Here is a 23,435-nt window from a genome sequence, read left to right as displayed (position 1 = left end):
AGGGGTCGTGCTTGTACGCCCCCTCACAAAGCGATGAGGTCAGCACATGACGATCCATTACATCGACTACCGGGATGCCACTTATCTTGGCTTTCATATGGTCTACCTCCAGCAACTTCCCCAACGGATCGAGGCTTTCAAGATCAAGCTGGATTTGGTGCCAGCCTCCGAATACGGCAGGTACCGAGAGCCTGCACTTGACGCTGTCGTCAAACGTGCAAGCAGTGGAAGTGGGGTATGGAGCTACACCGCAGACGCACTTCGCACACTGCACCAAGAGACACGACATTCGCTCGTCGCGTTGATCGAACACATTGACAGCGATGCACCTGCAAGGACCTTGAAATCGTCCATACCGAACCTTCAAGACCATGCGGCCCAGTTCAGCAGGCAGCAAAAAGAATGTGGACGTCTTGTCGAAGATGCATCGACAGTGATTCCCAGATTCATCGATTTCATGAATCAGAAAATATTCGAGTACGCTCAACGTCACCAACTGCTGATAGGCGCGTCTCAAAGCAATGTGCCGAAGACATTTCGTTATCAATTGGTCCCGGACAGAAATCTGACATCAGCGCTAGTTACGGTTGGCTGGAATGCTCGCTCCTATGCCACGGCCCTGCTTACATCGAGCAATGTGGCGGTTTACTGTGGGCGACTGAATCTATTGCTCGCCACCGTGACGCAGTCATTGGAAGCGCTGGATGAGCGGCAACCAACTCGACGCCTGCGAGTGTCGAAGCAGCTGGCAAGCGTACCCGCGCGTGAGGCACTACGGCTGATCAGTCACACATTTGAGACGATCCTGCGCTTTCGGTTTTGAGCTGCAAAAAAAACGGCATCCCGAGGGGTGCCGTTTCTTTGACCGCTACCCGACTTAAACGTAGAACGACTTCAGCGGCGGGAAGCCGTTGAACTCGACGGCGCTGTAGCTGGTGGTGTAGGCGCCGGTGGACAGCCAGTACAGGCGGTCACCGATGGCCAGGTTCAGCGGCAGGCCGTACTTGTAGTTTTCGTACATGATGTCGGCGCTGTCGCAGGTCGGGCCGGCGATCACGACTTCTTCGGTTTCGCCTTTCTTCTCGGTCCAGATCGGGAACTTGATGGCTTCGTCCATGGTTTCGATCAAGCCGGAGAACTTGCCCACATCGGTGTAGATCCAGCGCTCGACGGCGGTGCGCGACTTACGTGCAACCAGCACCACTTCGCTGACCAGGATACCGGCGTTGGCGATCAGCGAACGGCCCGGCTCCAGGATGATTTCCGGCAGGTCGTCACCGAAGTCTTCCTTGAGGAAGCGAATGATCTCTTCGGCGTAGGTTTCCAGGCTGTTGGTCCGGGTGATGTAGTTGGCCGGGAAGCCGCCACCCATGTTGATCAGCTTGAGCTCGATGCCGTCTTCTTCCTTCAGGCGCTCGAAGATCACCTTCACTTTGGCGATGGCGGCGTCCCATACGCTGATGTCGCGTTGCTGCGAACCGACGTGGAAGGAGATGCCGTATGGCACCAGCCCCAGGTCACGGGCCAGGATCAGCAGGTCCATGGCCATGTCGGTCTGGCAGCCGAACTTGCGCGACAGCGGCCAGTCAGCGGTGGTCGAACCTTCGGTGAGGATACGCACATAGACTTTCGAGCCCGGAGCTGCCTTGGCGATGTTGCGCAGGTCGGCTTCGGAGTCGGTGGCGAACAGACGCACGCCCTTCTCGAAGAAGTAGCGGATGTCCTTGGATTTCTTGATGGTGTTGCCGTAGCTGATGCGGTCCGGGCCAACGCCACGGCCCATCACTTTGTCCAGCTCGTAGATCGAGGCGATGTCGAAGCTCGAACCTTTCTCTTTGAGCAGGTCGATGATTTCCACGGCCGGATTGGCCTTGACCGCGTAGTAGACCTTGGCAAATTCGAAACCGGCGCGCAGGTCGTCATAGGCCTGGGCGATCATCGAGGTGTCGATGAGCACGAACGGGGTTTCTTGCTTGTCGGCGAACGCCTTCATTTTAGCGAAGGTGTTTTTCTCGAAATAGTCTTCGACCTGAATCGACATGCGGGGGACTCCTGTTGGCAAACGGTAAAAAACAATGGGTGCAAATGAACGTCCTCCGTATCCCCACTTTGGTTCGCCTACTTCCCAAGGCATGTCGCCGAAAGCAAAAAGGCCATGGGACGCGGGTTCCCTTGGCCTTGCTGTCTCGTCGTCAGTACTTGAGCCGGATGGATCGTTTCCAGCATGGACGTTCGGCGCGAACTTTAGGACCTGAGGGGCTGGAGATCAACAAAAAATGTCGCGTTTCTGCCCGTTTTTGCCAGACGGGCATTCTCGACGGTTCAATCACCTTGTAGTAACCGACCGATGTGACAGGACGATGTTCCCGATATCACCGCAATCGCGCTTCTGCCCGAAGGACGTAGGAGCGTGGCTTGTCCCGCGATCGGCGACGAAGTCGTCGTGAAAACTCGTTATGTGGGGTGTCAGGTACAACTCGACTGTTCTCTCGATTGCCTCCGGCGGGTCACTTTCGAAAAGCGCGAAAGTAACCAAAGCGCTTCTGCTCCTGGTTTGGGTCCTCCTTCGTCGGACTTCCTTCACTCCGGCGATGTTCCGTGGGCCCGGCGTGAAAGGGCCATCCATGGCCCACACGCCTCTCGCGGCATCCTGCCGCTCGTCCCACTCCACATCGCCTGCGTTCAGCCTGCACCCAAGTCGCGATTTGTGGTGTCTGGACGATCGCGCATGAAGATCAAAAGCCAGATCAAGAGCGATTGAACGCCTCCGCCCCGTAGCAGCCGGGCTTGCCCGCGGGTCGCCCTCAAGATCGCCCCGCCGGCAAGCCGTGCTGCTACGGTCGGGGTCTACCCGAATTTGGCTCTTCGCTTTTCGCTTTTGATTTTCTGCCGAATTGAATCCAACGGTGAGGTCGGGCCCCGTTCCAGGAGGCCGAATGCAGGCGTTGCGGAGTGGGCTGCTGGGCATGGATGCCCAGCAAGCCGCTGTGGGCCATGGATGGCCCATTTGCGGCGTGCCCACTTCGCGGTGCCGGAATGAGGGCAGTCCGAGCCTGGGCGAGGACCCGTATGGCGGGGAGAAAGCGCTTTGGTTACTTTCGCGCTTTTCGAAAGTGACCCGCCGGAGGCAATAGCAGCAACAACCGATTAAATTCAGACACTCCGCGCAATTAGGTTTTACTGCCGCTTCGCGCCAGATCGCGAGCAAGCTGCGCTCCCACGGCCTCCGGCCAGAATCAAAAGCTTCAGACCGCAGCCTGTTCCGCCACCTCAGCCGGCGAAACAATGCTGGTCTTCTTGCCCCGCGACTGCCCCGAACTTAGATAAGCCGCAATCGACTCCTGCGTCACCTCGCCCAGGAACACATGCTCGGCATCCAGCACCGGCAGCCAGGCCCGGTTGAACTCATACATGCGCGACAACAGAATCCGCAAATGCTCGTCATACGCCGCCGTGGCATTGAACGGCCGCAGATACTGCTCGCACGTACCCGTCTGACGATGCAGATCACGACGGCGCACATACCCCTTGGCCTTGTTCTCGGCGTCAGTGACCACCACGTAACGGCGGTCTTTTTCGTCCATCACCTCGAGGGCATCGGCCACCGGCGTTTCAGGGCTCACGGACGGTGCGTTGTCGGCCGCATCTTCAGCCTTCACCAACAACAAGCGTTTCAACGTGCTGTCCTGGCCGACAAAGTTGCTGACGAAATCATCCGCCGGATGCGCCAGCAGCGTGTCCGGGTGATCGATCTGCAGCAGTTTGCCCGCGCGGAAAATCGCGATCTTGTCACCCAGTTTGATCGCTTCGTCGATGTCGTGGCTGACCATGATCACGGTCTTGTTCAGCGCGCGCTGCATCTCGAAAAATTCGTTCTGGATCATCTCGCGGTTGATCGGGTCGACTGCGCCGAACGGCTCGTCCATCAGCAGCAACGGCGCTTCGGCCGCCAGCGCACGAATCACGCCGATACGCTGTTGCTGTCCACCGGACAACTCACGCGGATAACGATGCAGATACTGCTTGGGCTCAAGCTTGATCATGCTCATCAGTTCACGGGCGCGGTCATGGCAACGCTTCTTGTCCCAGCCCAGCAACTTGGGCACCACCACGATGTTTTCCTCGATGGTCATGTTGGGGAACAGGCCGATCTGCTGGATCACATAGCCGATGTTGCGACGCAGGGTCACTTCGTCCAGTTGAGTGGTGTCTTCGCCGTTGATCAGCACCTTGCCGGAGGTCGGCATGATCAGGCGGTTGATCATTTTCAGCGTGGTGCTCTTGCCGCAACCGGACGGGCCGAGGAACACGCAGATCTCGCCTTCGTTGACGGTCAGGCTCACGGAATCGACCGCCTTCACTTCCTTGCCGTTGCTGTGAAAGGTCTTGGTGAGGTTTTGAAGTTCGATCATTTCAGGAGTCCTTTTGGAGTCAGCGAGCGTTGCAGCCATTGCAGAAGCAGGTCGGCGAAGATGGCCAGGATGCTGACCAGTACGGCGCCGACGATCAGCATCGACATGTCGCTGCGGCTGATGGAAGCGAGGATGAGTACGCCAAGGCCACCGGCACCGATGGTGGCGGCGATGGTCATGACGCCGATGTTCATGACTACGGCGGTGCGCACGCCGGCCAGGATCACCGGTACGGCAATCGGCAGTTCGACCATGCGCAGGCGCTGGCCGAAGGTCATGCCGATGCCGCGCGCAGCTTCGCGAATGCCGGGTTCGACGCCGGTCAGCGCCAAGTAGGTGTTGCGCATGATCGGCAACAGCGAATAGAGGAACACCGCGGTGATTGCCGGCAGCGGCCCGAGGCCCTGGCCGAATTTGGAATAGAACGGCAGCAGCAGGCCGAACAGCGCAATCGACGGGATGGTCAGCAGCACTGTGGCGCTGGCCTGCAAAGGCCCGGCGAGCGCCGGAAAGCGGGTCATGAAGATGCCCAGCGGCACGCCGATCAGAATCGCCAGCGACACCGCGATGCCCACCAGCGTGATGTGTTGCAGGGTCAGGTGCAGCACCTGGTTCCAGTCCAGATGGGAGAACGCACTGAAGAAGCTCATAGTTTCTCCTCTTCTTTCTTTTCCACCGGCGTCTGCTTGACCGGCACACTTTCGGCGGAAGGATTGATCGGATGGCTGCGCAGGAAGTCGGCGGCCACGACGGTCGGGCTTTCGTGGTCGACGTCGACCCGCGCATTCAGCTCGATCATGGTCTGGTTATCCAGCAAGGCGGCCAGCGGCTTGAGCTGCTCGGCCAGTTGCGGGTGCTGGTCCAGAAACGCTTTGCGTACCACTGGCGCTGCGGTGTAGTCCGGAAAGTAATGCTTGTCGTCGGCCAGCACCTTGAGCTTGAACGCGTTCAGGCGGCCGTCGGTGGTGTAGACCAGTCCAGCGAACACCTGGCCGTTGCGCAGCGCGGTGTAGACCAGGCCTGCGTCCATCTGCCGGGTGTTCTCGCGGGACAGGTTCATGTCGTAGTGCTTGACCATGCCCACCAGACCGTCGGAGCGGTTGGCGAACTCGGTGTCGAGCGCGACGATGTGCTTCTCTTTGGCCTCGTCCTTCATCACCTTGGTCAGATCCGAGACCGTGTTGATCTGCGGGTATTCCTTGGCTACGTTTTCCGGCACCGCCAGCGCGTAGGTGTTGTTGAACTTGGACGGCGAAAGCCAGACCAGGCCCTTCTTGGCGTCCACCTCTTTCACCCGCTGGTAGGTCTGCTCGCTGTCGAGCTTTTCATCGATGTGGTTGTAGGCCACCAGCGACACACCGGTGTATTCCCAGAGCATGTCCAGCTGGCCGCTTTCCTGGGCACTGCGCGCCAGGTTGCTGCCCAGCCCGCCGGTGATCTGGACCTGATAGCCCTTGTCGCGCAGGTATTGCGCGGTCAGTTCGGCGAGGATGGTCTGCTCGGTGAAGACCCGTGCCCCGATGCGCAGGACCGGCATTTCGGCCGCCTGGGCAAATCCGGCCAGCAGCAGGCCCGCGCCCACTATTAATGTGCATAACTTTTTCATACGAATTCCTTTCTCTCAGCTGCTCGTTCAGCGAGCCAGCCCTCGTTCCAGCCACACTCGACTCGCCAGTGTCACGGCGCCATCGAGCAGCAGAGCCAGCAGCGCGGTGCACGCGGCGCCCAGCACGAGTTGCGGCTGATTGTTCAGAGCGATGCCGGGGAAGATCAGGCTGCCAAGGCTGTTGGCACCGATCAGGAAGGCCAGCGGCGCGGTGCCGACGTTGATCGCCAGCGCCACCCGCACGCCGCCGACGATGATCGGCACGGCGTTGGGCAGCTCGACGCGCCACAACACCTGGCGCGGTGTCATGCCGATGCCGGTGGCAGCTTCTTTGAGAGAACCCTGAACGTTTTTCAGGCCTTCGTAGGTGTTGCGCACGATGGGCAACAGAGAGGCGAGGAACAAAGCGAAGATCGCAGGCCCACTGCCGATGCCCAGGACGCCCAGAGCAATGGCCAGTACCGCGAGAGGAGGAACGGTGTTACCGATGTTGAAGATCTGCATGAAGCGTTCGGCGCGGCCAACCATGTTCGGTCGGCTGAGCACAATGCCGGTCGGGATCCCGACCACCAGTGCCGCCAGCATCGATGCCAGTACCAGCATCACGTGGGCTTGCAGATAAAACAGCAGATCATCCTGATACTGCTTGAGCGTATCGATGCTGATCCAGTGGACCAGCAGGGCCAGGAGTGCGATGACGATCACACCTCCCATCAGCCCCTTGCCATAGCGATTAGCCACGGGCGGACTCCTTATTTCAGTCGGCGCACGCCTGGCGTTTGACGGACCGTTTCAGGTCGCCTGCCAGCGTTCGCGAAGAGCAGCGGGTGGGTCGCCGGTTAAGGGTTTGAACCTCGGCGAATACACGAGCCATGAGCGCAGCTTCGTCAAGCTAACTTGCTGATTTTGCGTCCCTTGGCAGCTTGGGTTGCCAGGGAGTGGACGTCTCCGGAACCGCAAAGGTTCCCACGTGAGATGCTATTTGGCCACCCTTTATCGACTGAACGGTTCGGAAACCGTGTTCATTTAGGCTATAATCCCGGCCCTTTTTTGAATCACCTCTCGGGCGATTTCCCATGACCAGACAGGCCGCCGAAGTCGCGAAACGCCGCACTTTCGCAATTATTTCCCACCCGGACGCCGGTAAGACCACCATCACCGAAAAGCTCTTGCTGATGGGCAAGGCCATTGCCGTGGCCGGTACCGTGAAATCCCGCAAGTCCGACCGCCATGCCACCTCCGACTGGATGGAGATGGAGAAGCAGCGCGGTATTTCCATCACCACGTCGGTCATGCAGTTCCCGTATCGCGAACACATGATCAACCTGCTCGACACCCCGGGCCACGAAGACTTCTCCGAAGACACCTACCGCACGCTGACTGCGGTGGACTCGGCGCTGATGGTGCTCGACGGCGGTAAGGGTGTAGAGCCGCGGACCATCGCCCTGATGGACGTCTGCCGTCTGCGCGACACGCCGATCGTCAGCTTCATCAACAAGCTGGACCGCGACATTCGCGACCCGATCGAGCTGCTCGACGAAATCGAAGCGGTCCTGAAAATCAAGGCCGCGCCGATCACCTGGCCGATCGGCTGCTACCGCGACTTCAAAGGCGTGTACCACCTGGCGGGCGACTACATCATCGTCTACACCCCGGGCCACGGCCACGAACGCACCGAAACCAAGATCATCCAGAAGCTGGATTCCGACGAAGCCCGCGCCCACCTGGGTGACGAGTACGAGCGCTTCCTCGAACAGCTGGAACTGGTGCAGGGCGCCTGCCACGAGTTCGATCAGCAGCAATTCCTCGACGGCCAGATGACCCCGGTGTTCTTCGGCACCGCGCTGGGCAACTTCGGTGTCGATCATGTTCTGGACGCGGTGGTCGACTGGGCACCGCTGCCGCTGGCACGCGCCGCCCACGAGCGCAGCGTGGAGCCGGTGGAAGAGAAGTTCTCGGGCTTCATCTTCAAGATCCAGGCGAACATGGACCCGAAACACCGCGACCGCATCGCGTTCATGCGCATCTGCTCGGGCAAGTACGAGAAAGGCATGAAGATGCGCCACGTGCGCACCGGCAAGGACGTGCGCATCGGCGACGCCCTGACGTTCTTCTCCAGTGAGCGCGAGCAGCTGGAAGAGGCCTACGCGGGTGACATCATCGGCCTGCACAACCACGGCACCATCCAGATCGGCGACACCTTCAGCGAAGGCGAAAACCTGGGCTTCACCGGTATCCCGCACTTCGCACCGGAGCTGTTCCGCCGCGTGCGTCTGAAGGATCCGCTCAAGTCCAAGCAATTGCGTCAGGGCCTGCAACAGCTGGCCGAAGAAGGCGCGACCCAGGTGTTCTTCCCGCAGCGCAGCAACGACATCATCCTCGGCGCCGTCGGTGTGCTGCAGTTCGATGTGGTCGCCAGCCGTCTGAAGGAAGAGTACAAGGTCGAATGCGCCTACGAGCCGATCACCGTGTGGTCGGCGCGCTGGATCGACGCCAGCGACAAGAAGAAGCTCGAGGAATTCGAGAACAAGGCAGTGGAAAACCTGGCACTGGACGGCGGTGGGCACCTGACTTACCTGGCGCCAACGCGGGTCAACCTGAGCCTGATGGAAGAGCGCTGGCCGGATATCCAATTCCGTGCGACGCGCGAGCATCATTAACGGTTGATGCGCAAATGGTGGGAGTGAGCTTGCTCACGAAAGCAATTGGCCAGACACATTCGATTGGTCTGGCCTTACGCATTCGTGAGCAAGCTCACTCCCACACATGTTTTGCATGACCCATGAATCATTTAACTACCAATCCCACTCCCCTCCCCCGCGGATCGGCCGCCGTCTCGACCTTTGTGCCCTCGATCCTGATCGCCTGCACATTGCCCATCGCCCAGTTCTGATCCTTGATCGTGTAGCCCATGGCTTTCAATTCATCGGCCACAGGCGCTGACATCGGCGCGAAGCGTTCGGTGAAGATCGTGTCCTTGGGCAGCAATTGGTGATGCACCCGCTGCGCCGCGACAGCATCCTTGAGCGGCATGTGGAAGTCGTAAATGTTGTTGAGCACCTGAAAGACCGTGGTGAAAATCCGCGAACCGCCGGGCGTGCCCAGCACCAGCGTCACGGCGCCGTCGCGGGTCACCAGGCTCGGGCTCATCGACGAGAGCATGCGCTTGCCCGGTTCGATGGCATTGGCATCGCCGCCCACCACGCCGAAGGCATTGGCCACGCCGGGCTTGGCGCTGAAGTCATCCATCTCGTCGTTCATCAAGAAACCCGCGCCTTTGACCACCACACCGCTGCCGTAGTCCCAGTTCAGGGTGTAGGTGTTGCTGACCGCGTTGCCCTTGGCGTCGACGATGGAGAAGTGCGTGGTCTGGTGCGACTCGAGACCGGCCTTGATGTTTTCGGTGGGTGAAATGGCGTTCGGGTTGACCTCATGGGCGCGCTGGGCCAGGTACACCTGATCGGTCAGCTCGCTCACCGGCGCCTTGGTGAAATCCGGATCACCCAGGTAGTTGGCGCGATCGGCGAACACACGTTTCTCGATCTCGGCCAGCAAGTGAACGTAACGCGCCGAATTCAGCGGCACGCCTTTGAAATCCTCGGCCAGTTGCTGCTTGATGCCGATCAACTGCGCCAGCGCCACGCCGCCGGAGCTGGGCAGGGGTGCGGTGTACAAAGTGTTGCCGTTGAAATTCACGTGCAGCGGTTTGCGCCAGACGGCCTTGTAGTCGGCCAGGTCTTGTCGAGTGATCAGGCCATTGTCGTGCTGCATCTGCGCGACCAACAAATCGGCAGTCTGGCCCTGATAAAACTCGTCGGCGCCCTTGTCGGCGATGCGTTCCAGGGTCTGCGCCAGTTCGGGCTGGCGGAAGGTTTCGCCGGTTTTCATGTGGCCGAAATATTCGCCGAAGTTGGTCTTGCCGTTGAGCTGCTTGATCGCTTCGGCGCCATACATGTATTGCTTGTCGGCCACCTTGAAACCGTTTTTCGCGTAGCCGATGGCCGGTGTCAGCAGCTCGGCCCAGGGCAGTTTGCCGAATTTCTTATGGGCCTCCCACAAGCCCATCACCGTGCCCGGCACGCCGGACGCGCGGGCGCCCACCAGGCTCATGCCGGGGATGACTTCGCCTTTGTCGTCCAGGTACATGTCGCGGGTGGCGGCCTTGGGTGCGGTTTCGCGGTAGTCGAGAAAATACGGGCGGCCGTTCATGAACAGGGTCATGAAACCGCCGCCGCCGATGTTGCCCGCTTCGGGGTAGGTGACGGCCAGGGTGAAGGCGGTGGCGACCGCGGCATCGACTGCGTTGCCGCCTTTTTTCAGGATCTGCGCAGCGACTTCAGCGCCATACTGGTCGGGCGAGGCGACCGCGCCACCTTCCAGGGCTATGGCGTAAACCGGGGAGCTGACGGCGAAGATCACCGACAAGGCGAGGGTCTTGAGGGTCATGACGCGCATAGAGGCTTCCTTGAGGTCAGGTCACCCACTATATCCCCGATGAGAAGCGGAAATGAATGACGCCGCAAATCGGCTTTTGCCGAACGCGTGGGAGCCGGCTTGCTTCACTAAAAAGTGCGAGCCTGCGAGCTTCATACCTGTGGGAGCCGGCTTGCTGGCGAATAGGTCAGGTCAGACACTGCAATGTTGAATGACCCACCACATTCGCCAGCAAGCCGGCTCCCACAATGACCTCCGGCGATCAGGCGTTGAGCATGTCGTGCTTGATCCACTCGATCACCGACGTGCGCTTGGGCGCCCAGCCCAGCAACTCGCGGGCGTGTTTGCCGCGCACCCGGCTGTTGGAGCCCAGGCCGTAGTTGGCCATTTCATAGCCCCACTCGGCTTCGGCATCCTTGAGCGGCCAGTCCTGCGCAGCACCCAGGCCCATCGCCTGCGCCATCGCATTGCTCATGTCGTAGAAGGAAGCCTCGCCGCTTTCGACGAAATAGAACGTACCGGCCGGGTTCTTCTCCAGCGCCAGCGCGTACAGCTCGACCACGTCATCGATGTGCACGTTGGACCAGATGTTGCCGCCCGGGCCGACATGGCGCACCACGCCGCTCTTGCGAGCCTGCTTGAGCAGTCGTGGCAGCTGCACGCTGTCACGGTTCACGCCCAGGCTGTGGCCGTAGATCAGCGTGTTGCACAGCACCGCCGAACGCACGCCCTCTTTGGCCGAGGCCAGCACCAGATCGTCGATCGCTACGCGCGCGGCTTTGTCTGGCGTCGCCGCCGGCAACTGGTCCTCGAAGTAGATCTTGTCAGTGCCTTTGCCGCCCGAGGCATCGCCGACGATGCTCGAACCGCTGGTGTGCAGGAACGGCTTGTTCGAGCCTTTCAGGCCTTCGATCAACGCCTCTACAGCGCCGCGATGGTCGCTGCTGGCGGCGTTGATCACTGCATCGGCCTTGCGCGCCTGCTCGATCAGCAAGGCCTTGTTGTCCAGCGTGCCGACCACGGCAGCGATGCCCAAAGCCTTGAGTTCGTCCGCCTGCTCGGCGCTGCGCACCAGACCTGTGACCTGATGGCCCTTGCGAGTGAGGCCGGTTGCGATGGAACCGCCAATGAAACCTGCTGCGCCGGTGATGAAGATATTCATGAACTTGATCCCGTGTCGTAGAAAAGATGGACACAGTATCGGCCTGTGATTCCGTGCAAAAAACCACCTTCAGGCCAAATGACTCTTGCGCCAGAATCACGAATAAATGCCACCACACCTCCCCCCGTAGCAGCACGGCTTGCCGGCGGGAGCGGTGTGTCTGTGACGAAGATGTCGCCTGACACACCGCCCCGCCGGCAAGCCGTGCTGCTACGGGGGAGTGGCCATTCATTAACGACGCAGGTTCAGCGCCAACACACTCGACAACACCACCACCGCGCCGACGATCACCATCACCGAAGGCATCTCCCCCAGCAGCACCGAGGCAATGGCAATCGCCATGGGCGGGGTCAGATAAAGGCTCATCGTCGCGCGGCTGACTTCCATGTGTTTGAGCACATAGGCCCAGGCCAGGTACGCCAGCGCGCTGGGGAACAGTCCCAACACACCCACCGCGACATTGACCCGCAGCGGCGCGTTGACGATTTCGCCGAACAGGCCCGGCAGATACACCAGCAGAAAAAACGTCCCCGCCCACACCGTGTAGCAGACCATGGTCAGCCCGTCGTAACGATGGCTGTGGCGCCGCTGCAGGGAGAAATACAGGCTCCAGGAAAACGCCGCCAGCAGGATCAGCAGCGCCCGGGCGTCGACATGGCCGAAACCGCGATCACCCAGTATCACGATCCCTACGCCAATCAGGCCCCAGGCCACGCAGATCCAGCGCCAGACATTGACCCGCTCCTTGAACACGTAATGCGCCAGCAGCGCAGTAAACAGCGGCATCGACTGAATCAGCACGCTCGACGCCCCGGCGCTCACGCCCGGCTGGCCGAAGTTCAGCGCGATGTGATGCAGGCTGACCGCGAAAAACCCCAGCACCGCCAGCAACGGCAGATCGCGCAGACGCGGCAGGGCGATCTTCATCGACGAAGCAATCAGCGCCATGAACACCGAGGCGATGAGAAAACGCAGCAGCGCCAAATGCCCCGGATCATAGGCCTGTAAACCGATACGAATACCAGCCGGCGAATAGCCCCAACAGGCGATTACGAAGAAGGTCGCCAGCGCGACCTTCACGCCCTGCCAACGCACTTTCAGCTCATCGCCACCCGACGCTACCGAGGCCGCCCCGCTCACCACGCTCATGTTCGAACTCCTGCCGACAGGCGATGCGCCTGTGCTTTGGCAATGAGTATCGAAACAACTTATGCTCACCACAACCGAACAATAATGACTTAACCATTCACTTTTGGTGATGCATGGAACTGGCCCAGATCCGCATGTTCAAGACCGTTGCCGACACCGGCAGCATTGCCCGCGCCGCCGAAGTGCTGCATTGCGTGCCGTCCAATATCACGGCGCGAATCAAGGCGCTGGAAGCCGAACTGGGTGCCGAGCTGTTCTTTCGTCACGGGCGCGGCCTACGCATCAGCCCGGCCGGGGAAATCTTCCTGAACTACGCGGCGCGCATGCTCAGCCTGGCCGACGAGGCGAAACGCGCAGTGCACCCCGACGCGGCGCCATCAGGCCCTTTGCGGATCGGCGCCATCGAGTCGTCGGCCACTTCTCGATTGCCGCGGTTGCTCGCGCGTTTTCATGCGCGCTACCCGGATGTTTCGCTGGAGCTGACCACCGGCACCGGCCCGCAATTGCTCGATGCCACGCTCAACCACAAACTCGACGGCGCGATCGTCGCCATCGACGTCAAACGCCCGCGCCTCAAGCGCACGTCCATGTACCGCGAGGATCTGGTGCTGATCGCCGCCGAATCTTTAGGGCCGATCCGCAGCGCGGCGGACCTGGTCGGCAAATCGATTTTCATGTGGCCCGAAGGCTGCCCCTACCGCGCGGCACTGGAGCGCTGGCTGTCGAACAACGGTCAGAGCCAGCCGATCATCAGCATCGCCAGCTACGGCACCATCGTCGGCTGCGTGAGCGCTGGCGCCGGGGTCGCGCTGGTGCCCAAGGGCGTGTTCGAGCAGTACCACAAGGGTTCGGGCTGGGTCGGTTATGAATTCCCGGAACTGACCTCCGTCGACAACCTGTTCTACTGGCACGAAAACGCCGAACACCACCCGGCGCGCGAGGCGTTCGTGGAAATGCTGCGAGCCGAATTCAGCGGCGCACGCATGGTTTGATACAACCTCTGTAGGAGCGAATTCATTCGCGATACGTCGGTACATCCCACACATTTTTATCGTCAGGGATATTGTTCGCGAATGAATTCGCTCCTACAGATCATGCGGCGTACACGGCCAGCTTCTGCGCAATAAAATCCAGAAAACACTGAATCCTCAGCGCCAACTGCGAGTTGCGGTAGTACACCGCATGAATCGGCTGGCGATAGCCGCTGTTGGCCTGAGATAGGATGATTTTCAAACGCCCCTGACGAATGTCTTCATGGGTCATGAAATGCGACAGGCAGACGATCCCCTCGCCCGCCAACGCCAATTGGCGCAAGGTCTCGCCACTGGAGGCCGACACCGTCGGCTGAATGAACAGACGATCCCCCGCCTCATGCCGCAGCGGCCAGTGGTTGAGGGTTTCGGTCTGGGTGAAGCCCAGCAGTGAATGCCCTTTCAGCGCCTCGACGGTCTTGGGCGTACCGTGTTTTTTCAGGTAGTCGGGGCTGGCCAGAATGTTCAGCGGGCTGGTACCCAGCGCCCGCGCGTGCAGGGTCGAGTCGGCCAGCGCGCCGATGCGAATCGCCACGTCGGTGCTCTGCTCCAGCAAATCGATGATCAGATCGTTGCTGTTGAGCTCCAGCTGAATGTCCGGGTACAGCTCACGGAACTCGGCCACGTAGGGCACGATGGAATGCAGCATGAACGGCGATGCCGCGTTGATCCGCAAGCGCCCGGACGGCGTCTGCTGACGCAGCGACATGCGCTCTTCGAGTTCTTCCATCTGCGCCAGAATCTGCCGGGCGCGTTCGAGGAAAAACTTACCTTCCTCGGTCAGGTCCATACGCCGCGTGGTGCGGTTGATCAGCGTGGTGTCGAGCTTGGTTTCCAGCCGCGAGAGGGTACGGCTGATGGCGGAAGGCGTCTGGCCGATCTGCTCGGCGGCGGCGGAAATCGAGCCGCTTTCAATGACGGACACGAAGACCTGCAATTCATCGGATCGGGCTTTCACTGTTGTCCTCCGCTCAAAAACAGCCTGGATATTAGCGCTGTTTCGAGCAAAAGACAGACCGGGATTTATCACTCAGACGCCGAACACCGACGCCAGGTGCGCCTCATAGCGCTTCACGTCTGCCTCGATGTTCGGCACCTTCATCACGTCAACCGCCAGGAAGGTCGGCAGGCCGGTCATGCCCAGGAACTGGTTGGCCTTGTGGAACGGGAAATACACCGCGTCCACGCCCTTGGCTTCGAAGAAGTCGGTCGAATCGTCGAACGCCTGCTGCGGCGCGTTCCAGGTCGCGGAAATCATGTACTGCTTGCCCTGCAGCAGACCGCCGCTGCCGTACTTCTGCGAGTTGTCGGAGCGGGTACGACCGTCGTTGGCGTACAGGCTGCCGTGGCCCTCGGTGAAGACTTCATCGATGTACTTCTTCACCGTCCACGGCGCGCCCATCCACCAACCCGGCATCTGCCAGACAATCACGTCGGCCCAGAGAAATTTCTGCACTTCTTCGGCGATGTCGTAGCCGCCATCGATGAACGTCTGCTGCACGTCGAAGCCCGCGCGGTCCATGAAGGCCAGCGCGGCGTCGTGGAGGGTGGCGTTGTAGCGGCCATCGGAGTGGGCGAATTGCTTGCCGCCGTTTATGAACAGTACTTTTTTCATCGGTGAGTCCGCGAGTCCGGGGAGTTTGAATGCGCGGCAGAATAACGACATCACCGAGCATCAGTAAGCCCGAGACGCGCAAAAGCCATTTGCCTCAGATGCACGAATAGCACTCCGATTGTTGCCCTAGAATGCCTCCCAATTTAATCAAGGAGGCTCCATGAGCGAACTGCACGGCTTCATCCTTCATGCCCAGACCAGGCCTGAAAAAGCGGCGGAATTCGAAGCACTGTTCAGCGGCTATGTCGCCGCCAGCCGCAGCGAAGAAGGTTGCATCGAGTACCACATGCTGCGCGACCAGCAAGACCCTACGCTGTTCATTTTCTACGAGATCTGGCAGTCGACGGCGCATCTGGAGACCCACTCGGCGCTGCCGCACATGGCGAAGTTTTTTGCCGAGCGCATGGACTATCTGGTGCGCGATTTCGATATCCGTCGCGTGGACATGATCAGCCCGTCATCTGCCGTACGCTGAAGCACATTGCGCTCAACCGGCGATCAACAGATGCAGCCCCAGCAGCGCCATGCCGATGAAGAACACGCGCTTGAACAGCACGGCGCTGATGCGCTGGCGCAGCCACTGGCCGATCATCATGCCCAGCAGCGCAGGGATCACCGCCAGCAGTGATGCACCCAGCTCGCCCTGCCCCACCGCGCCGTTCCAGAACAGCCCGGCGCCCAGCGCCAGGGTCGACACGGTGAAGGACAGCCCCAGTGCCTGCACCAGTTGGTTGCGGTCCAGCCCCAGCCCCTGGATGTAAGGCACGGCAGGGATCACGAACACCCCGGTGGCCGAGGTGATCAGGCCGGTGATCAAGCCGCACAGCGGCCCCAGCCAGCGTTCGGCGCGTGGCGGCACCTTGAGCGTCGGCAGAAACAGCCCGCACAGCGCGTACACGAACAACGCCCCACCCAACGCCCGGCCCATGCTGTGGGCGCTGCCCATGCCCAGCAGCCAGGAACCCAATGCCGTGCCGACGACGATCATCGCCAGCAAGGGCCACAGCCTTTTGACGCAGCTGCGCAGATGACCGCCTGCGGCCAGTTGCCAGAAGTTGGTGAAGGTCGAGGGAATCAGCAGCAGCGCGGCAGCCTGCGTCGGTAACATAGCCACACCCAGCAGCCCCATGGCCACGGTGGGCAGGCCCATGCCGATCACACCCTTGACCGTGCCGGCCAGCAGGAAGGTGAGCAGGACCATAGCGGTCAGGCTCCAGCCGATATCTTGATACAGCGCGAGGAAAGTGTTCATGGAGGTATCCTGAGCCGATCCCGCGGGTTTGAAAATCTGCGATATATTGAGCCAGCCTTCGTTTTTAACAGAGTCTCTCGGTCCAACAGCGATTTACACCTGTAGGAGCGAATTCATTCGCGAATGGCCCGAACATCCGACAAAAATTTATTGCCTGAACGATCTTCGCGAATGAATTCGCTCCTACAGGTCCAGCACACATGCCTCTCGATCTCATCGACCTCAAGCTTTTCCTCAATGTCAGCGAAGCAGGCAATATCACCGCCGGCGCCACGCTGAGCCATCTGTCCCTGGCTTCGGCCAGTGCGCGGATTCGCGGGCTGGAATCTGCGTTGGGAATTGCACTACTCGAACGCGGCCGACGCGGTGTTACGCCCACCGCTGCGGGCAAGGCGCTGGCTCAGCATGCGCGGCTGATCCTGCGTCAGGTCGAGCGCCTGCAGGCCGACCTCACCGATTACGCCCAAGGCTTCAAGGGTCAGATTCGCCTGTTGTGCAACACCTCGGCGCTGAGCGAATACCTGCCCGAGCGCCTCGCGGACTTTCTCGCCAGCCACCCCAACATCGACATCAACCTGGAGGAACAGCCCAGCCTGCGCATCCTCCACGCGGTGCGCCACGGCACGGCGGACATCGGCATCATCTCCAACGCCGTCGACGCCACCGACCTGCAGACCCTGCCCTTCTGCGCCGACCCGCTGAACCTGATCATGCCGCCCGACCACCCGCTGGCGCAGCTCGACGAGGTGCGTTTCAGCCAGGCGCTGGCGTACGAATTCGTCGGCCTTGGCGTCAACAGCGCCATGGCAATCTACCTGGAAGAACAGGCGCTGCACCTGGGCCGCCGCCTGAAAACCCGGGTGCGCGCCGAGAGCTTCGACGGGGTGATGCGCATGGTCATGCACGGTGCGGGGTTGGGTGTGGTGCCTGGCGCTGCGGTCGAACGCTTCGCCCAGTCCAGCCAGCTGAAAAGTTTGGCATTGAGCGAACGCTGGGCCGATCGCAAGCTGCTGCTCTGCGCGCCGGATTTCGCCGCGCTGCCCGAATACGCCAAGGCGCTGGTGCGTCATCTGAGCGCAGAAACTGCGTTAATGGACACCCCGATGTCGAGCACAGACAACTGACCGTCCAACGACGCCCCTAAGGTACGCGAGCGCAACTTTTCGCCACCCCTCTCTGGAGCTGTCATGAGCAACCCGATCATCGTTCTTCGCGACACCACGCCACTGCCCGTCGTCGACGCCTGCAAATGGGAGCGCATCGGCGGCGACCCGCACACCGTCAACCTCAACGCCTACACCAGCGCCGATGGCGAAAAGATCATGGGCACCTGGATCTGCACCCCGGGCAAGTGGTACGTGGAGTACGTGAAGTGGGAGTACTGCGACTTCCAGGAAGGCTACTGCATCATCACCCCTGAAGGAAAAGAGCCGATCCACCTGAAAGCCGGCGACAAGTTCATCATCGAGCCAGGCATGAAAGGCACCTGGGAAGTGGTCGAGACCGTGCGCAAGTATTTCGTGTTCGCCTGATTGAACCGACGCAGTTCCGTAGCAGCACGGCCTGCCGGCGGGGCGGTGTGTCAAGCGATATTTTCGTCGCAGACATACCGCCTCGCCGGCAAGCCGTGCTGCTCCGGGAGCCATACTCTCTCGTTCAGACGTCTCGATGATATTGAGACGATTGAACGCATCAATGAGACTTTCAGACGCAACAAGACTTACCCTCGGTCATAACATGAAACACGTACCGAGCAGCCCGATCCGGCTGTTCACTTCATTTTCCGGGCCTCAAGCAGCACAAAGGCCGACCGACGGAGTTCATTGTCATGTCGCAAGTCACGATCTACACCACCAACACCTGCCCCTACTGCGTGGCCGCCAAGAACCTGCTCAAGGCCAAAGGCGTGGGCTACAACGAAATCAACGTGCAGACCTCGAACGAGCAGCGCGAGATCATGATGAAACGCAGCGGCCGTCGCACCGTGCCGCAGATTTTCATCGGCGATCATCATGTCGGCGGTTTCGATGACATGGCGCTGCTGGAGCGCAAGGGTGAGTTGAATGGGCTGCTGAACGCTTGAGTTCGTGGCAGCGAATCAACGCAATCGCGCGTTGATTCGCTGCCAGCTTTCCATTTCTGCCAAGTCCACTTGCCATTTGAACCATGTCCCCGCCCGGCGGATTTTCCTAGGATCGGTCCTCCACCTATCCGAGGGAGAATGCTGATGTCCGATGCCACTGAGCGCCTGTGGGGGGCGCGGTTCAAATCAGGTCCGGCCGATGCCATGGCCAACCTGTCGCGCTCGCCGGCGGTGTATTTCCGCATGACGCCCTACGACGTCGCAGGCTCCCGCGCCCACGCCCATGAACTGGAGCGCGCAGGCCTCTTGAGCGCCGAGGAAACCCGCACCATCATCGCCTGCCTCGAATCGATCAAGGACGACTTCGCCGCCGGCAAGGTCGCGCCTATCGCTGCCGACGAAGACGTGCACACCTTCATTGAACGCCTGCTCACTGAGCGCCTCGGCGCATTGGGTGGCAAGCTGCGGGCCGGGCGTTCGCGCAACGACCAGACCGCCAACGACATGCGCCTGTTTCTGCGCGATCAGATCCGTGCCCTGACGCTGTCGATCCTGGAACTACAACAGGCGCTGGTGGCCCAGGCCGAGCAGCACATCGACACCATCGCACCCGGTTTCACCCATCTGCAGCAGGCGCAGCCCATTGTCTTCGCCCACCATTTGATGGCTCACGCCCAAGCAATTTCCAGGGACATCCAGCGCCTGCAGGACTGGGACCGTCGTTTCAGCCTTTCGCCACTGGGCGCTGCGGCCATGGCCGGTTCGGCCATCGCGCGGGATCTGCAGGCGTCAGCCAAGGAGCTGGGTTACGCCAGCCCTTGCGAGAACTCCATCGACGCCGTCGCCAGCCGCGATCACGTCGCCGAGTTCCTGTTCTGCGCCAGCATGCTGGGCATCAACATTTCGCGCATGGCAGAAGAATTCTGCCTGTGGACTTCACGGCAATTTCGCTGGGTCGAACTGGACGATGCCTACGCCACCGGCAGCTCGATCATGCCGCAGAAGAAAAACCCCGACATCGCGGAACTGGCTCGCGGCAAGTCGGGCCGCCTGATCGGTTCGCTGACAGCGATTCTAGCGGTGCTCAAGGCCCAGCCGCTGTCGTACAACCGGGATTTGGCCGAAGACAAGCATGCGGTGTTCGACGCCATGGACACGCTGAATCTGGTGCTGCCTGCCTTCGCCGGCATGGTGCGGACGATGAACGTGCGCACTGAAGAACTGCTGCGCCAGGCGCCGCTGGGTTTCACCCTGGCCACCGAAATCGCCGACTGGCTGGCGGTTCGCGGCGTGCCGTTCAAGGAAGCGCACGAGATCACCGGGCAACTGGTGCAGTTGTGCGAAGCGCAGGATATCGGGCTGGAACAATTGACGCCGCAGATGCTGGCCCAGACCGACGCGCGCCTGACGCCCCAGGTGCTGCAGGCCCTGACGCTGGAGGCCGCACTGGCGGCGCGCAGTGGTTGGGGCGGCACATCGCCGGCGCGGGTGGCCGAGCAGATCGGGAGGTTCAAACAGCAGCTGCTGGCGCAGGAGCAGTGGGCCCGCGACTACAGCGGCCCGAGAGGCTAGATTCAAACACCGACCCTGTCTTGTGGGAGTGAGCTTGCTCACGAAGAGGCCCGTGCAGCCGCTGCATATCGAGCGGCCGGACATCCGCTTTCGTGAGCAAGCTCACTCCCACAGTTCATCGACTCAAACACCGACCCTGCATTGTGGGAGTGAGCTCGCTCACGAAGAAGCCCTTACAGCCGCTGCATATCGAGCGGCCGGACACCCGCTTTCGTGAGCAAGCTCACTCCCACAGTTCATCGACTCAAACACCGACCCTGCATTGTGGGAGTGAGCTCGCTCACGAAGAAGCCCTTACAGCCGCTGCATATCGAGCGGCCGGACATCCGCTTTCGTGAGCAAGCTCACTCCCACAGTTCATCGACTCAAACACCGACCTTGGATTGTGGGAGTGAGCTCGCTCACGAAGAAGCCTTTACAGCCGCTGCATATCGAGCGGCCGGACATCCGCTTTCGTGAGCAAGCTCACTCCCACAGTTCATCGGCAACGTCCGCAGATAGGCGTGGCGCAGACGAGCCGTTACTTCCCTTGCTATTTCTTCAGGTAGCCCTCAATCACCGCCGAGAAATCCTTGCCGCCATCTCCGCGCAGGCTCATCGCCTGATACAGCTGATGGGCGATCGCGCCAAGGATCACCGGCTGGTGCGCGGCCTTCGCCGCATCGGTGGCCAGACCCAGGTCCTTGAGCATCAGCTCAGCACCGAAGCCGCCGGTATAGCCCCGCGACGCCGGCGCAGTCTCGACGATGCCGGGCCAGGGGTTGTACATCTCCGAACTCCAGCAGCGCCCGGTGGAGCTGTTGATGATGTTGGCCAGAATCGCCGTGTCGATCCCCAGTCGGTCGCCCAAGGCCATGGCTTCGGACACGCCAATCATGGAAATGCCCAGCAGCATGTTGTTGCAGATCTTGGCGATCTGCCCGGTGCCGACCTCGCCGCAATGCACGATGTTGCGCCCCATCTGCGCCAGGATCGGCTTGAGCTGGGTGAAGTGCGCCTGGCTGGCGCCGACCATGAAGGTCAGCGTCCCCGCCTGCGCCCCGCCCGTGCCGCCCGATACCGGCGCGTCTCCCACCACCACGCCCTGCTTGGCAGCCACGGCGGCCACGTCGCGGATGGTCTGCGGATCAATGGTGCTGCAATCCACCGCGGGCACCCCGGCAGCGATGCCTGCCAGCACGCCGTCATCGTTGAGGTAGACCGCGCGCACGTGTGAGGCCGCTGGCAACATGGTGATCACCAGTTCCGCGTCCTGCGCCGCATGTTTGGGGGAATCGCTGATGCGGCTGCCCAGTTCGGCCAGTTCCTTGAGCACCTGCTGATTGATGTCGAACAGATGCAACTGATGCCCGGCCCGGATCAGGTTGCGCGCCATCGGCGCGCCCATGTTGCCCAGACCGATGAATGCGATTTTCATGGTGTTCTCCTTGTCCAGTTCAGACCCGTGCACCGCCCCACTGTGGGAGTGAGCTTGCTCGCGAATGCAATTTGTCTGTGACGTATCCGTCGCCTGACACACCGCATTCGCGAGCAAGCTCACTCCCACAAGGTTCTTCAGCGCCTGGTCGTATTGATCAGCGCAGATTGATCGTCGTGTTCACCCCGTCATTCACGCTGTCGTCGTCGAACCAGCGACTGGTGACCGTCTTGGTCTGAGTGTAGAACTGCACCACCTGTTTGCCGTATGGCCCAAGATCCCCCAGCTTGGAACCGCGCGAGCCGGTGAAGCTGAAAAACGGTACCGGCACCGGAATCGGGATGTTGATGCCCACCTGGCCGATGTCGATTTCGCTCTGGAATTTGCGCGCCGCCGCACCGCTCTGGGTGAACAGGCCCACGCCGTTGCCGAACGGGTTGGCGTTGACCAGTTCGATGGCCTGATCCAGCGTGTCGACTTCGATTACGCACAGCACAGGACCGAAGATTTCCTGGGTGTAGATCTGCATCTGCGTGGTCACGCCGGTGAACAGGGTCGGGCCGACGAAATTGCCGCTCTCGTAACCCGTCACTTTGATATCGCGGCCATCGAGTTCCAGGGTCGCGCCTTCCTTCACCCCGGTCTCGATGAGGTCGAGAATCCGCTGCTTCGCACGTGTTGAAATCACCGGCCCCACGTCAGTGCCCGGCTCGTTCCCGGCGTTGACCTTGAGCTTCTGCGCCAGCGCCTTGAGATCGGGAATCCACTGCTTCGACGCACCCACCAGCACCACCACCGAGGTCGCCATGCAGCGCTGCCCGGCGGCACCGAAGCCCGCGCCCACCAAGGCGTTGAGGGTCTGCTCGCGATTGGCATCGGCCAGCACCACGGCGTGGTTCTTGGCGCCCATCATCGATTGCACGCGCTTGCCATGCTTGCCCGCCAGGTCGTACACGTGGGTGCCGACGGCAGTCGAACCGACGAAGGAAATCGCCTTGATGTCCTTGTGCGTGCAGATCGCGTCCACCACCTCCTTGCCGCCGTGCACGACATTGAGCACGCCTGCGGGCACGCCCGCTTCCACGGCCAGTTCCACCAGCAGCATGGTCGACATCGGGTCCTGCTCGGACGGTTTGAGGACGAAGGTGTTGCCGCAGGCGATGGCCATCGGGAACATCCACAGCGGGATCATCGCCGGGAAGTTGAACGGGGTGATGCCCGCGCACACGCCCAGCGGCTGGCGCAGGGTGTAGGTGTCGACGCCGCCTGCGACGTTCTCGGCGAACTCGCCCATTTGCAGGGTGCCGATGGAGCAGGCGTGCTCGACCACTTCCAGACCACGGAAAATGTCGCCCTCGGCGTCGGCAATGGTCTTGCCCTGCTCGGCGCTGAGCACCACGGCGATGCGTTTGGAATGCTCGCGGATCAGCGCCTGCAGCTTGAGCATGATGCGCATGCGCGCGCCGATGGGCGTATCGCGCCAGGTCTTGAAGGCCTTGTGCGCGGCGGCAACGGCAGCGTCGACTTCAGCACCGGTGGCGAACGGCACTTGGGCCAGCACTTGCTGGGTGGCGGGGTTGATCACGTCCAGCCATTGAGAGGTTTGCGATTCGACCCATTCACCGTCGATCAGCATTTTCACGCGGGTCACGGTGGTGTTGTTCTTGTTGAGGGAAACGTTCATTACAGGTTCTCCATTCAA

At 61.0% G+C, this 23,435-nt stretch carries 21 protein-coding genes; 8 read left to right on the top strand and 13 right to left on the bottom strand.

Annotation, left to right across the window (positions count from 1 at the left end; all coding sequences use genetic code 11):
- Window positions 1-46: 46 nt before the first annotated feature.
- Window positions 47-823 carry a hypothetical protein gene (locus AC1MEK_RS05745; protein ID WP_480395307.1) on the top strand — a complete coding sequence of 259 codons (777 nt, stop codon included), beginning with the start codon at window positions 47-49 and terminating at the stop codon, window positions 821-823.
- Between the two features lie 54 nt (window positions 824-877).
- On the opposite strand, the gene AC1MEK_RS05740 is transcribed toward AC1MEK_RS05745, so the two are convergent.
- The 5 genes from AC1MEK_RS05740 to AC1MEK_RS05720 all read right to left on the bottom strand — a co-directional run bounded on the left by AC1MEK_RS05740 (window position 878) and on the right by AC1MEK_RS05720 (window position 6,732).
- Window positions 878-2,041, bottom strand: a complete 1,164-nt coding sequence (locus tag AC1MEK_RS05740; protein WP_480395306.1) for a type III PLP-dependent enzyme — start codon at window positions 2,039-2,041, stop codon at window positions 878-880.
- Between the two features lie 1,204 nt (window positions 2,042-3,245).
- Entirely contained in the window at window positions 3,246-4,412 is a 1,167-nt protein-coding gene (locus tag AC1MEK_RS05735; RefSeq protein ID WP_480395305.1) for an osmoprotectant ABC transporter ATP-binding protein OsmV, read from the bottom strand.
- The gene (locus tag AC1MEK_RS05730; protein ID WP_480395304.1) at window positions 4,409-5,062 is read right to left on the bottom strand and encodes an ABC transporter permease; all 654 of its coding nucleotides are present in this window, start codon (window positions 5,060-5,062) and stop codon (window positions 4,409-4,411) included. Before AC1MEK_RS05730 ends, AC1MEK_RS05735 begins: the two co-directional genes overlap by 4 nt.
- The gene (locus AC1MEK_RS05725; RefSeq protein WP_480395303.1) at window positions 5,059-6,018 is read right to left on the bottom strand and encodes a glycine betaine ABC transporter substrate-binding protein; all 960 of its coding nucleotides are present in this window, start codon (window positions 6,016-6,018) and stop codon (window positions 5,059-5,061) included. The genes AC1MEK_RS05730 and AC1MEK_RS05725 overlap by 4 nt, the downstream gene beginning before the upstream one ends.
- A 27-nt stretch (window positions 6,019-6,045) precedes the next feature.
- Window positions 6,046-6,732, bottom strand: a complete 687-nt coding sequence (locus AC1MEK_RS05720; RefSeq protein ID WP_480395657.1) for an ABC transporter permease — start codon at window positions 6,730-6,732, stop codon at window positions 6,046-6,048.
- 362 nt (window positions 6,733-7,094) lie between these two features.
- Here AC1MEK_RS05720 and AC1MEK_RS05715 point away from each other — a divergent pair, with 362 nt between their 5' ends.
- Window positions 7,095-8,678: a peptide chain release factor 3 gene (locus tag AC1MEK_RS05715; protein ID WP_480395302.1), complete on the top strand. Its 1,584-nt coding sequence runs from the start codon at window positions 7,095-7,097 to the stop codon at window positions 8,676-8,678.
- A gap of 127 nt (window positions 8,679-8,805) precedes the next feature.
- On the opposite strand, the gene ggt is transcribed toward AC1MEK_RS05715, so the two are convergent.
- The 3 genes from ggt to AC1MEK_RS05700 all read right to left on the bottom strand — a co-directional run bounded on the left by ggt (window position 8,806) and on the right by AC1MEK_RS05700 (window position 12,763).
- On the bottom strand, window positions 8,806-10,473 hold the full coding sequence (gene ggt, locus AC1MEK_RS05710) for a gamma-glutamyltransferase (RefSeq protein ID WP_480395301.1): 1,668 nt from the start codon (window positions 10,471-10,473) through the stop codon (window positions 8,806-8,808).
- A gap of 241 nt (window positions 10,474-10,714) precedes the next feature.
- Window positions 10,715-11,614 (bottom strand): NAD-dependent epimerase/dehydratase family protein, encoded by a 900-nt coding sequence (locus AC1MEK_RS05705; protein ID WP_480395300.1) that lies wholly within the window; start codon window positions 11,612-11,614, stop codon window positions 10,715-10,717.
- Between the two features lie 231 nt (window positions 11,615-11,845).
- On the bottom strand, window positions 11,846-12,763 hold the full coding sequence (locus AC1MEK_RS05700; protein ID WP_480395299.1) for a DMT family transporter: 918 nt from the start codon (window positions 12,761-12,763) through the stop codon (window positions 11,846-11,848).
- 113 nt (window positions 12,764-12,876) lie between these two features.
- On the opposite strand from AC1MEK_RS05700, the gene AC1MEK_RS05695 reads away from it, so the two are divergent.
- On the top strand, window positions 12,877-13,755 hold the full coding sequence (locus AC1MEK_RS05695; RefSeq protein WP_480395298.1) for a LysR family transcriptional regulator: 879 nt from the start codon (window positions 12,877-12,879) through the stop codon (window positions 13,753-13,755).
- Window positions 13,756-13,855: 100 nt separating this feature from the next.
- Here AC1MEK_RS05695 and AC1MEK_RS05690 read toward each other — a convergent pair whose 3' ends face one another.
- A complete protein-coding gene (locus AC1MEK_RS05690; RefSeq protein ID WP_480395297.1) occupies window positions 13,856-14,752 on the bottom strand; it encodes a LysR substrate-binding domain-containing protein in 897 nt (298 codons plus the stop codon).
- A 72-nt stretch (window positions 14,753-14,824) separates the two neighbouring features.
- Window positions 14,825-15,409, bottom strand: coding sequence for an NADPH:quinone oxidoreductase MdaB (gene mdaB / locus AC1MEK_RS05685; protein WP_480395296.1), 585 nt, complete (start codon window positions 15,407-15,409; stop codon window positions 14,825-14,827).
- Between the two features lie 160 nt (window positions 15,410-15,569).
- On the opposite strand from mdaB, the gene AC1MEK_RS05680 reads away from it, so the two are divergent.
- Window positions 15,570-15,884, top strand: a complete 315-nt coding sequence (locus AC1MEK_RS05680) for a putative quinol monooxygenase (protein WP_480395295.1) — start codon at window positions 15,570-15,572, stop codon at window positions 15,882-15,884.
- Window positions 15,885-15,896: 12 nt separating this feature from the next.
- On the opposite strand, the gene AC1MEK_RS05675 is transcribed toward AC1MEK_RS05680, so the two are convergent.
- Window positions 15,897-16,661 (bottom strand): sulfite exporter TauE/SafE family protein, encoded by a 765-nt coding sequence (locus AC1MEK_RS05675; RefSeq protein WP_480395294.1) that lies wholly within the window; start codon window positions 16,659-16,661, stop codon window positions 15,897-15,899.
- 200 nt (window positions 16,662-16,861) lie between these two features.
- On the opposite strand from AC1MEK_RS05675, the gene AC1MEK_RS05670 reads away from it, so the two are divergent.
- The 4 genes from AC1MEK_RS05670 to argH all read left to right on the top strand — a co-directional run bounded on the left by AC1MEK_RS05670 (window position 16,862) and on the right by argH (window position 20,316).
- Window positions 16,862-17,785, top strand: coding sequence for a LysR family transcriptional regulator (locus tag AC1MEK_RS05670; RefSeq protein ID WP_480395293.1), 924 nt, complete (start codon window positions 16,862-16,864; stop codon window positions 17,783-17,785).
- Between the two features lie 63 nt (window positions 17,786-17,848).
- Window positions 17,849-18,193: a cupin domain-containing protein gene (locus AC1MEK_RS05665; protein ID WP_092409604.1), complete on the top strand. Its 345-nt coding sequence runs from the start codon at window positions 17,849-17,851 to the stop codon at window positions 18,191-18,193.
- 296 nt (window positions 18,194-18,489) lie between these two features.
- Window positions 18,490-18,744, top strand: a complete 255-nt coding sequence (gene grxC, locus AC1MEK_RS05660; RefSeq protein ID WP_480395292.1) for a glutaredoxin 3 — start codon at window positions 18,490-18,492, stop codon at window positions 18,742-18,744.
- Window positions 18,745-18,888: 144 nt separating this feature from the next.
- Complete coding sequence (gene argH / locus AC1MEK_RS05655) at window positions 18,889-20,316, top strand: argininosuccinate lyase (RefSeq protein ID WP_480395291.1); 1,428 nt, start codon at window positions 18,889-18,891, stop codon at window positions 20,314-20,316.
- A 532-nt stretch (window positions 20,317-20,848) separates the two neighbouring features.
- Here argH and mmsB read toward each other — a convergent pair.
- The gene (mmsB, locus tag AC1MEK_RS05650) at window positions 20,849-21,733 is read right to left on the bottom strand and encodes a 3-hydroxyisobutyrate dehydrogenase (protein WP_480395290.1); all 885 of its coding nucleotides are present in this window, start codon (window positions 21,731-21,733) and stop codon (window positions 20,849-20,851) included.
- Window positions 21,734-21,890: 157 nt separating this feature from the next.
- Window positions 21,891-23,417: a CoA-acylating methylmalonate-semialdehyde dehydrogenase gene (locus AC1MEK_RS05645; RefSeq protein WP_480395289.1), complete on the bottom strand. Its 1,527-nt coding sequence runs from the start codon at window positions 23,415-23,417 to the stop codon at window positions 21,891-21,893.
- Between the last annotated feature and the right edge of the window lie 18 nt (window positions 23,418-23,435).

The organism is Pseudomonas sp. 2 (assembly GCF_056627435.1).
Note: the sequence above shows the minus strand (reverse complement) of the source record. Positions and strands in the feature narration are given on the sequence as shown.

Excerpts from the sequence above, each read along its gene's own strand:
- AC1MEK_RS05725 (WP_480395303.1), bottom strand. The coding sequence starts at position 6,018 with ATGAAAAAGTTATGCACATTAATAGTGGGCGCGGGCCTGCTGCTGGCC.
- mmsB (WP_480395290.1), bottom strand. The coding sequence starts at position 21,733 with ATGAAAATCGCATTCATCGGTCTGGGCAACATGGGCGCGCCGATGGCG.
- AC1MEK_RS05740 (WP_480395306.1), bottom strand. The coding sequence starts at position 2,041 with ATGTCGATTCAGGTCGAAGACTATTTCGAGAAAAACACCTTCGCTAAA.
- AC1MEK_RS05715 (WP_480395302.1), top strand. The coding sequence starts at position 7,095 with ATGACCAGACAGGCCGCCGAAGTCGCGAAACGCCGCACTTTCGCAATT.
- AC1MEK_RS05730 (WP_480395304.1), bottom strand. The coding sequence starts at position 5,062 with ATGAGCTTCTTCAGTGCGTTCTCCCATCTGGACTGGAACCAGGTGCTG.
- AC1MEK_RS05720 (WP_480395657.1), bottom strand. The coding sequence starts at position 6,732 with ATGGGAGGTGTGATCGTCATCGCACTCCTGGCCCTGCTGGTCCACTGG.
- AC1MEK_RS05665 (WP_092409604.1), top strand. The coding sequence starts at position 17,849 with ATGAGCAACCCGATCATCGTTCTTCGCGACACCACGCCACTGCCCGTC.
- AC1MEK_RS05680 (WP_480395295.1), top strand. The coding sequence starts at position 15,570 with ATGAGCGAACTGCACGGCTTCATCCTTCATGCCCAGACCAGGCCTGAA.
- AC1MEK_RS05735 (WP_480395305.1), bottom strand. The coding sequence starts at position 4,412 with ATGATCGAACTTCAAAACCTCACCAAGACCTTTCACAGCAACGGCAAG.
- ggt (WP_480395301.1), bottom strand. The coding sequence starts at position 10,473 with ATGCGCGTCATGACCCTCAAGACCCTCGCCTTGTCGGTGATCTTCGCC.
- AC1MEK_RS05670 (WP_480395293.1), top strand. The coding sequence starts at position 16,862 with ATGCCTCTCGATCTCATCGACCTCAAGCTTTTCCTCAATGTCAGCGAA.
- AC1MEK_RS05645 (WP_480395289.1), bottom strand. The coding sequence starts at position 23,417 with ATGAACGTTTCCCTCAACAAGAACAACACCACCGTGACCCGCGTGAAA.
- AC1MEK_RS05695 (WP_480395298.1), top strand. The coding sequence starts at position 12,877 with ATGGAACTGGCCCAGATCCGCATGTTCAAGACCGTTGCCGACACCGGC.
- grxC (WP_480395292.1), top strand. The coding sequence starts at position 18,490 with ATGTCGCAAGTCACGATCTACACCACCAACACCTGCCCCTACTGCGTG.
- AC1MEK_RS05675 (WP_480395294.1), bottom strand. The coding sequence starts at position 16,661 with ATGAACACTTTCCTCGCGCTGTATCAAGATATCGGCTGGAGCCTGACC.
- argH (WP_480395291.1), top strand. The coding sequence starts at position 18,889 with ATGTCCGATGCCACTGAGCGCCTGTGGGGGGCGCGGTTCAAATCAGGT.
- AC1MEK_RS05745 (WP_480395307.1), top strand. The coding sequence starts at position 47 with ATGACGATCCATTACATCGACTACCGGGATGCCACTTATCTTGGCTTT.
- mdaB (WP_480395296.1), bottom strand. The coding sequence starts at position 15,409 with ATGAAAAAAGTACTGTTCATAAACGGCGGCAAGCAATTCGCCCACTCC.
- AC1MEK_RS05700 (WP_480395299.1), bottom strand. The coding sequence starts at position 12,763 with ATGAGCGTGGTGAGCGGGGCGGCCTCGGTAGCGTCGGGTGGCGATGAG.
- AC1MEK_RS05705 (WP_480395300.1), bottom strand. The coding sequence starts at position 11,614 with ATGAATATCTTCATCACCGGCGCAGCAGGTTTCATTGGCGGTTCCATC.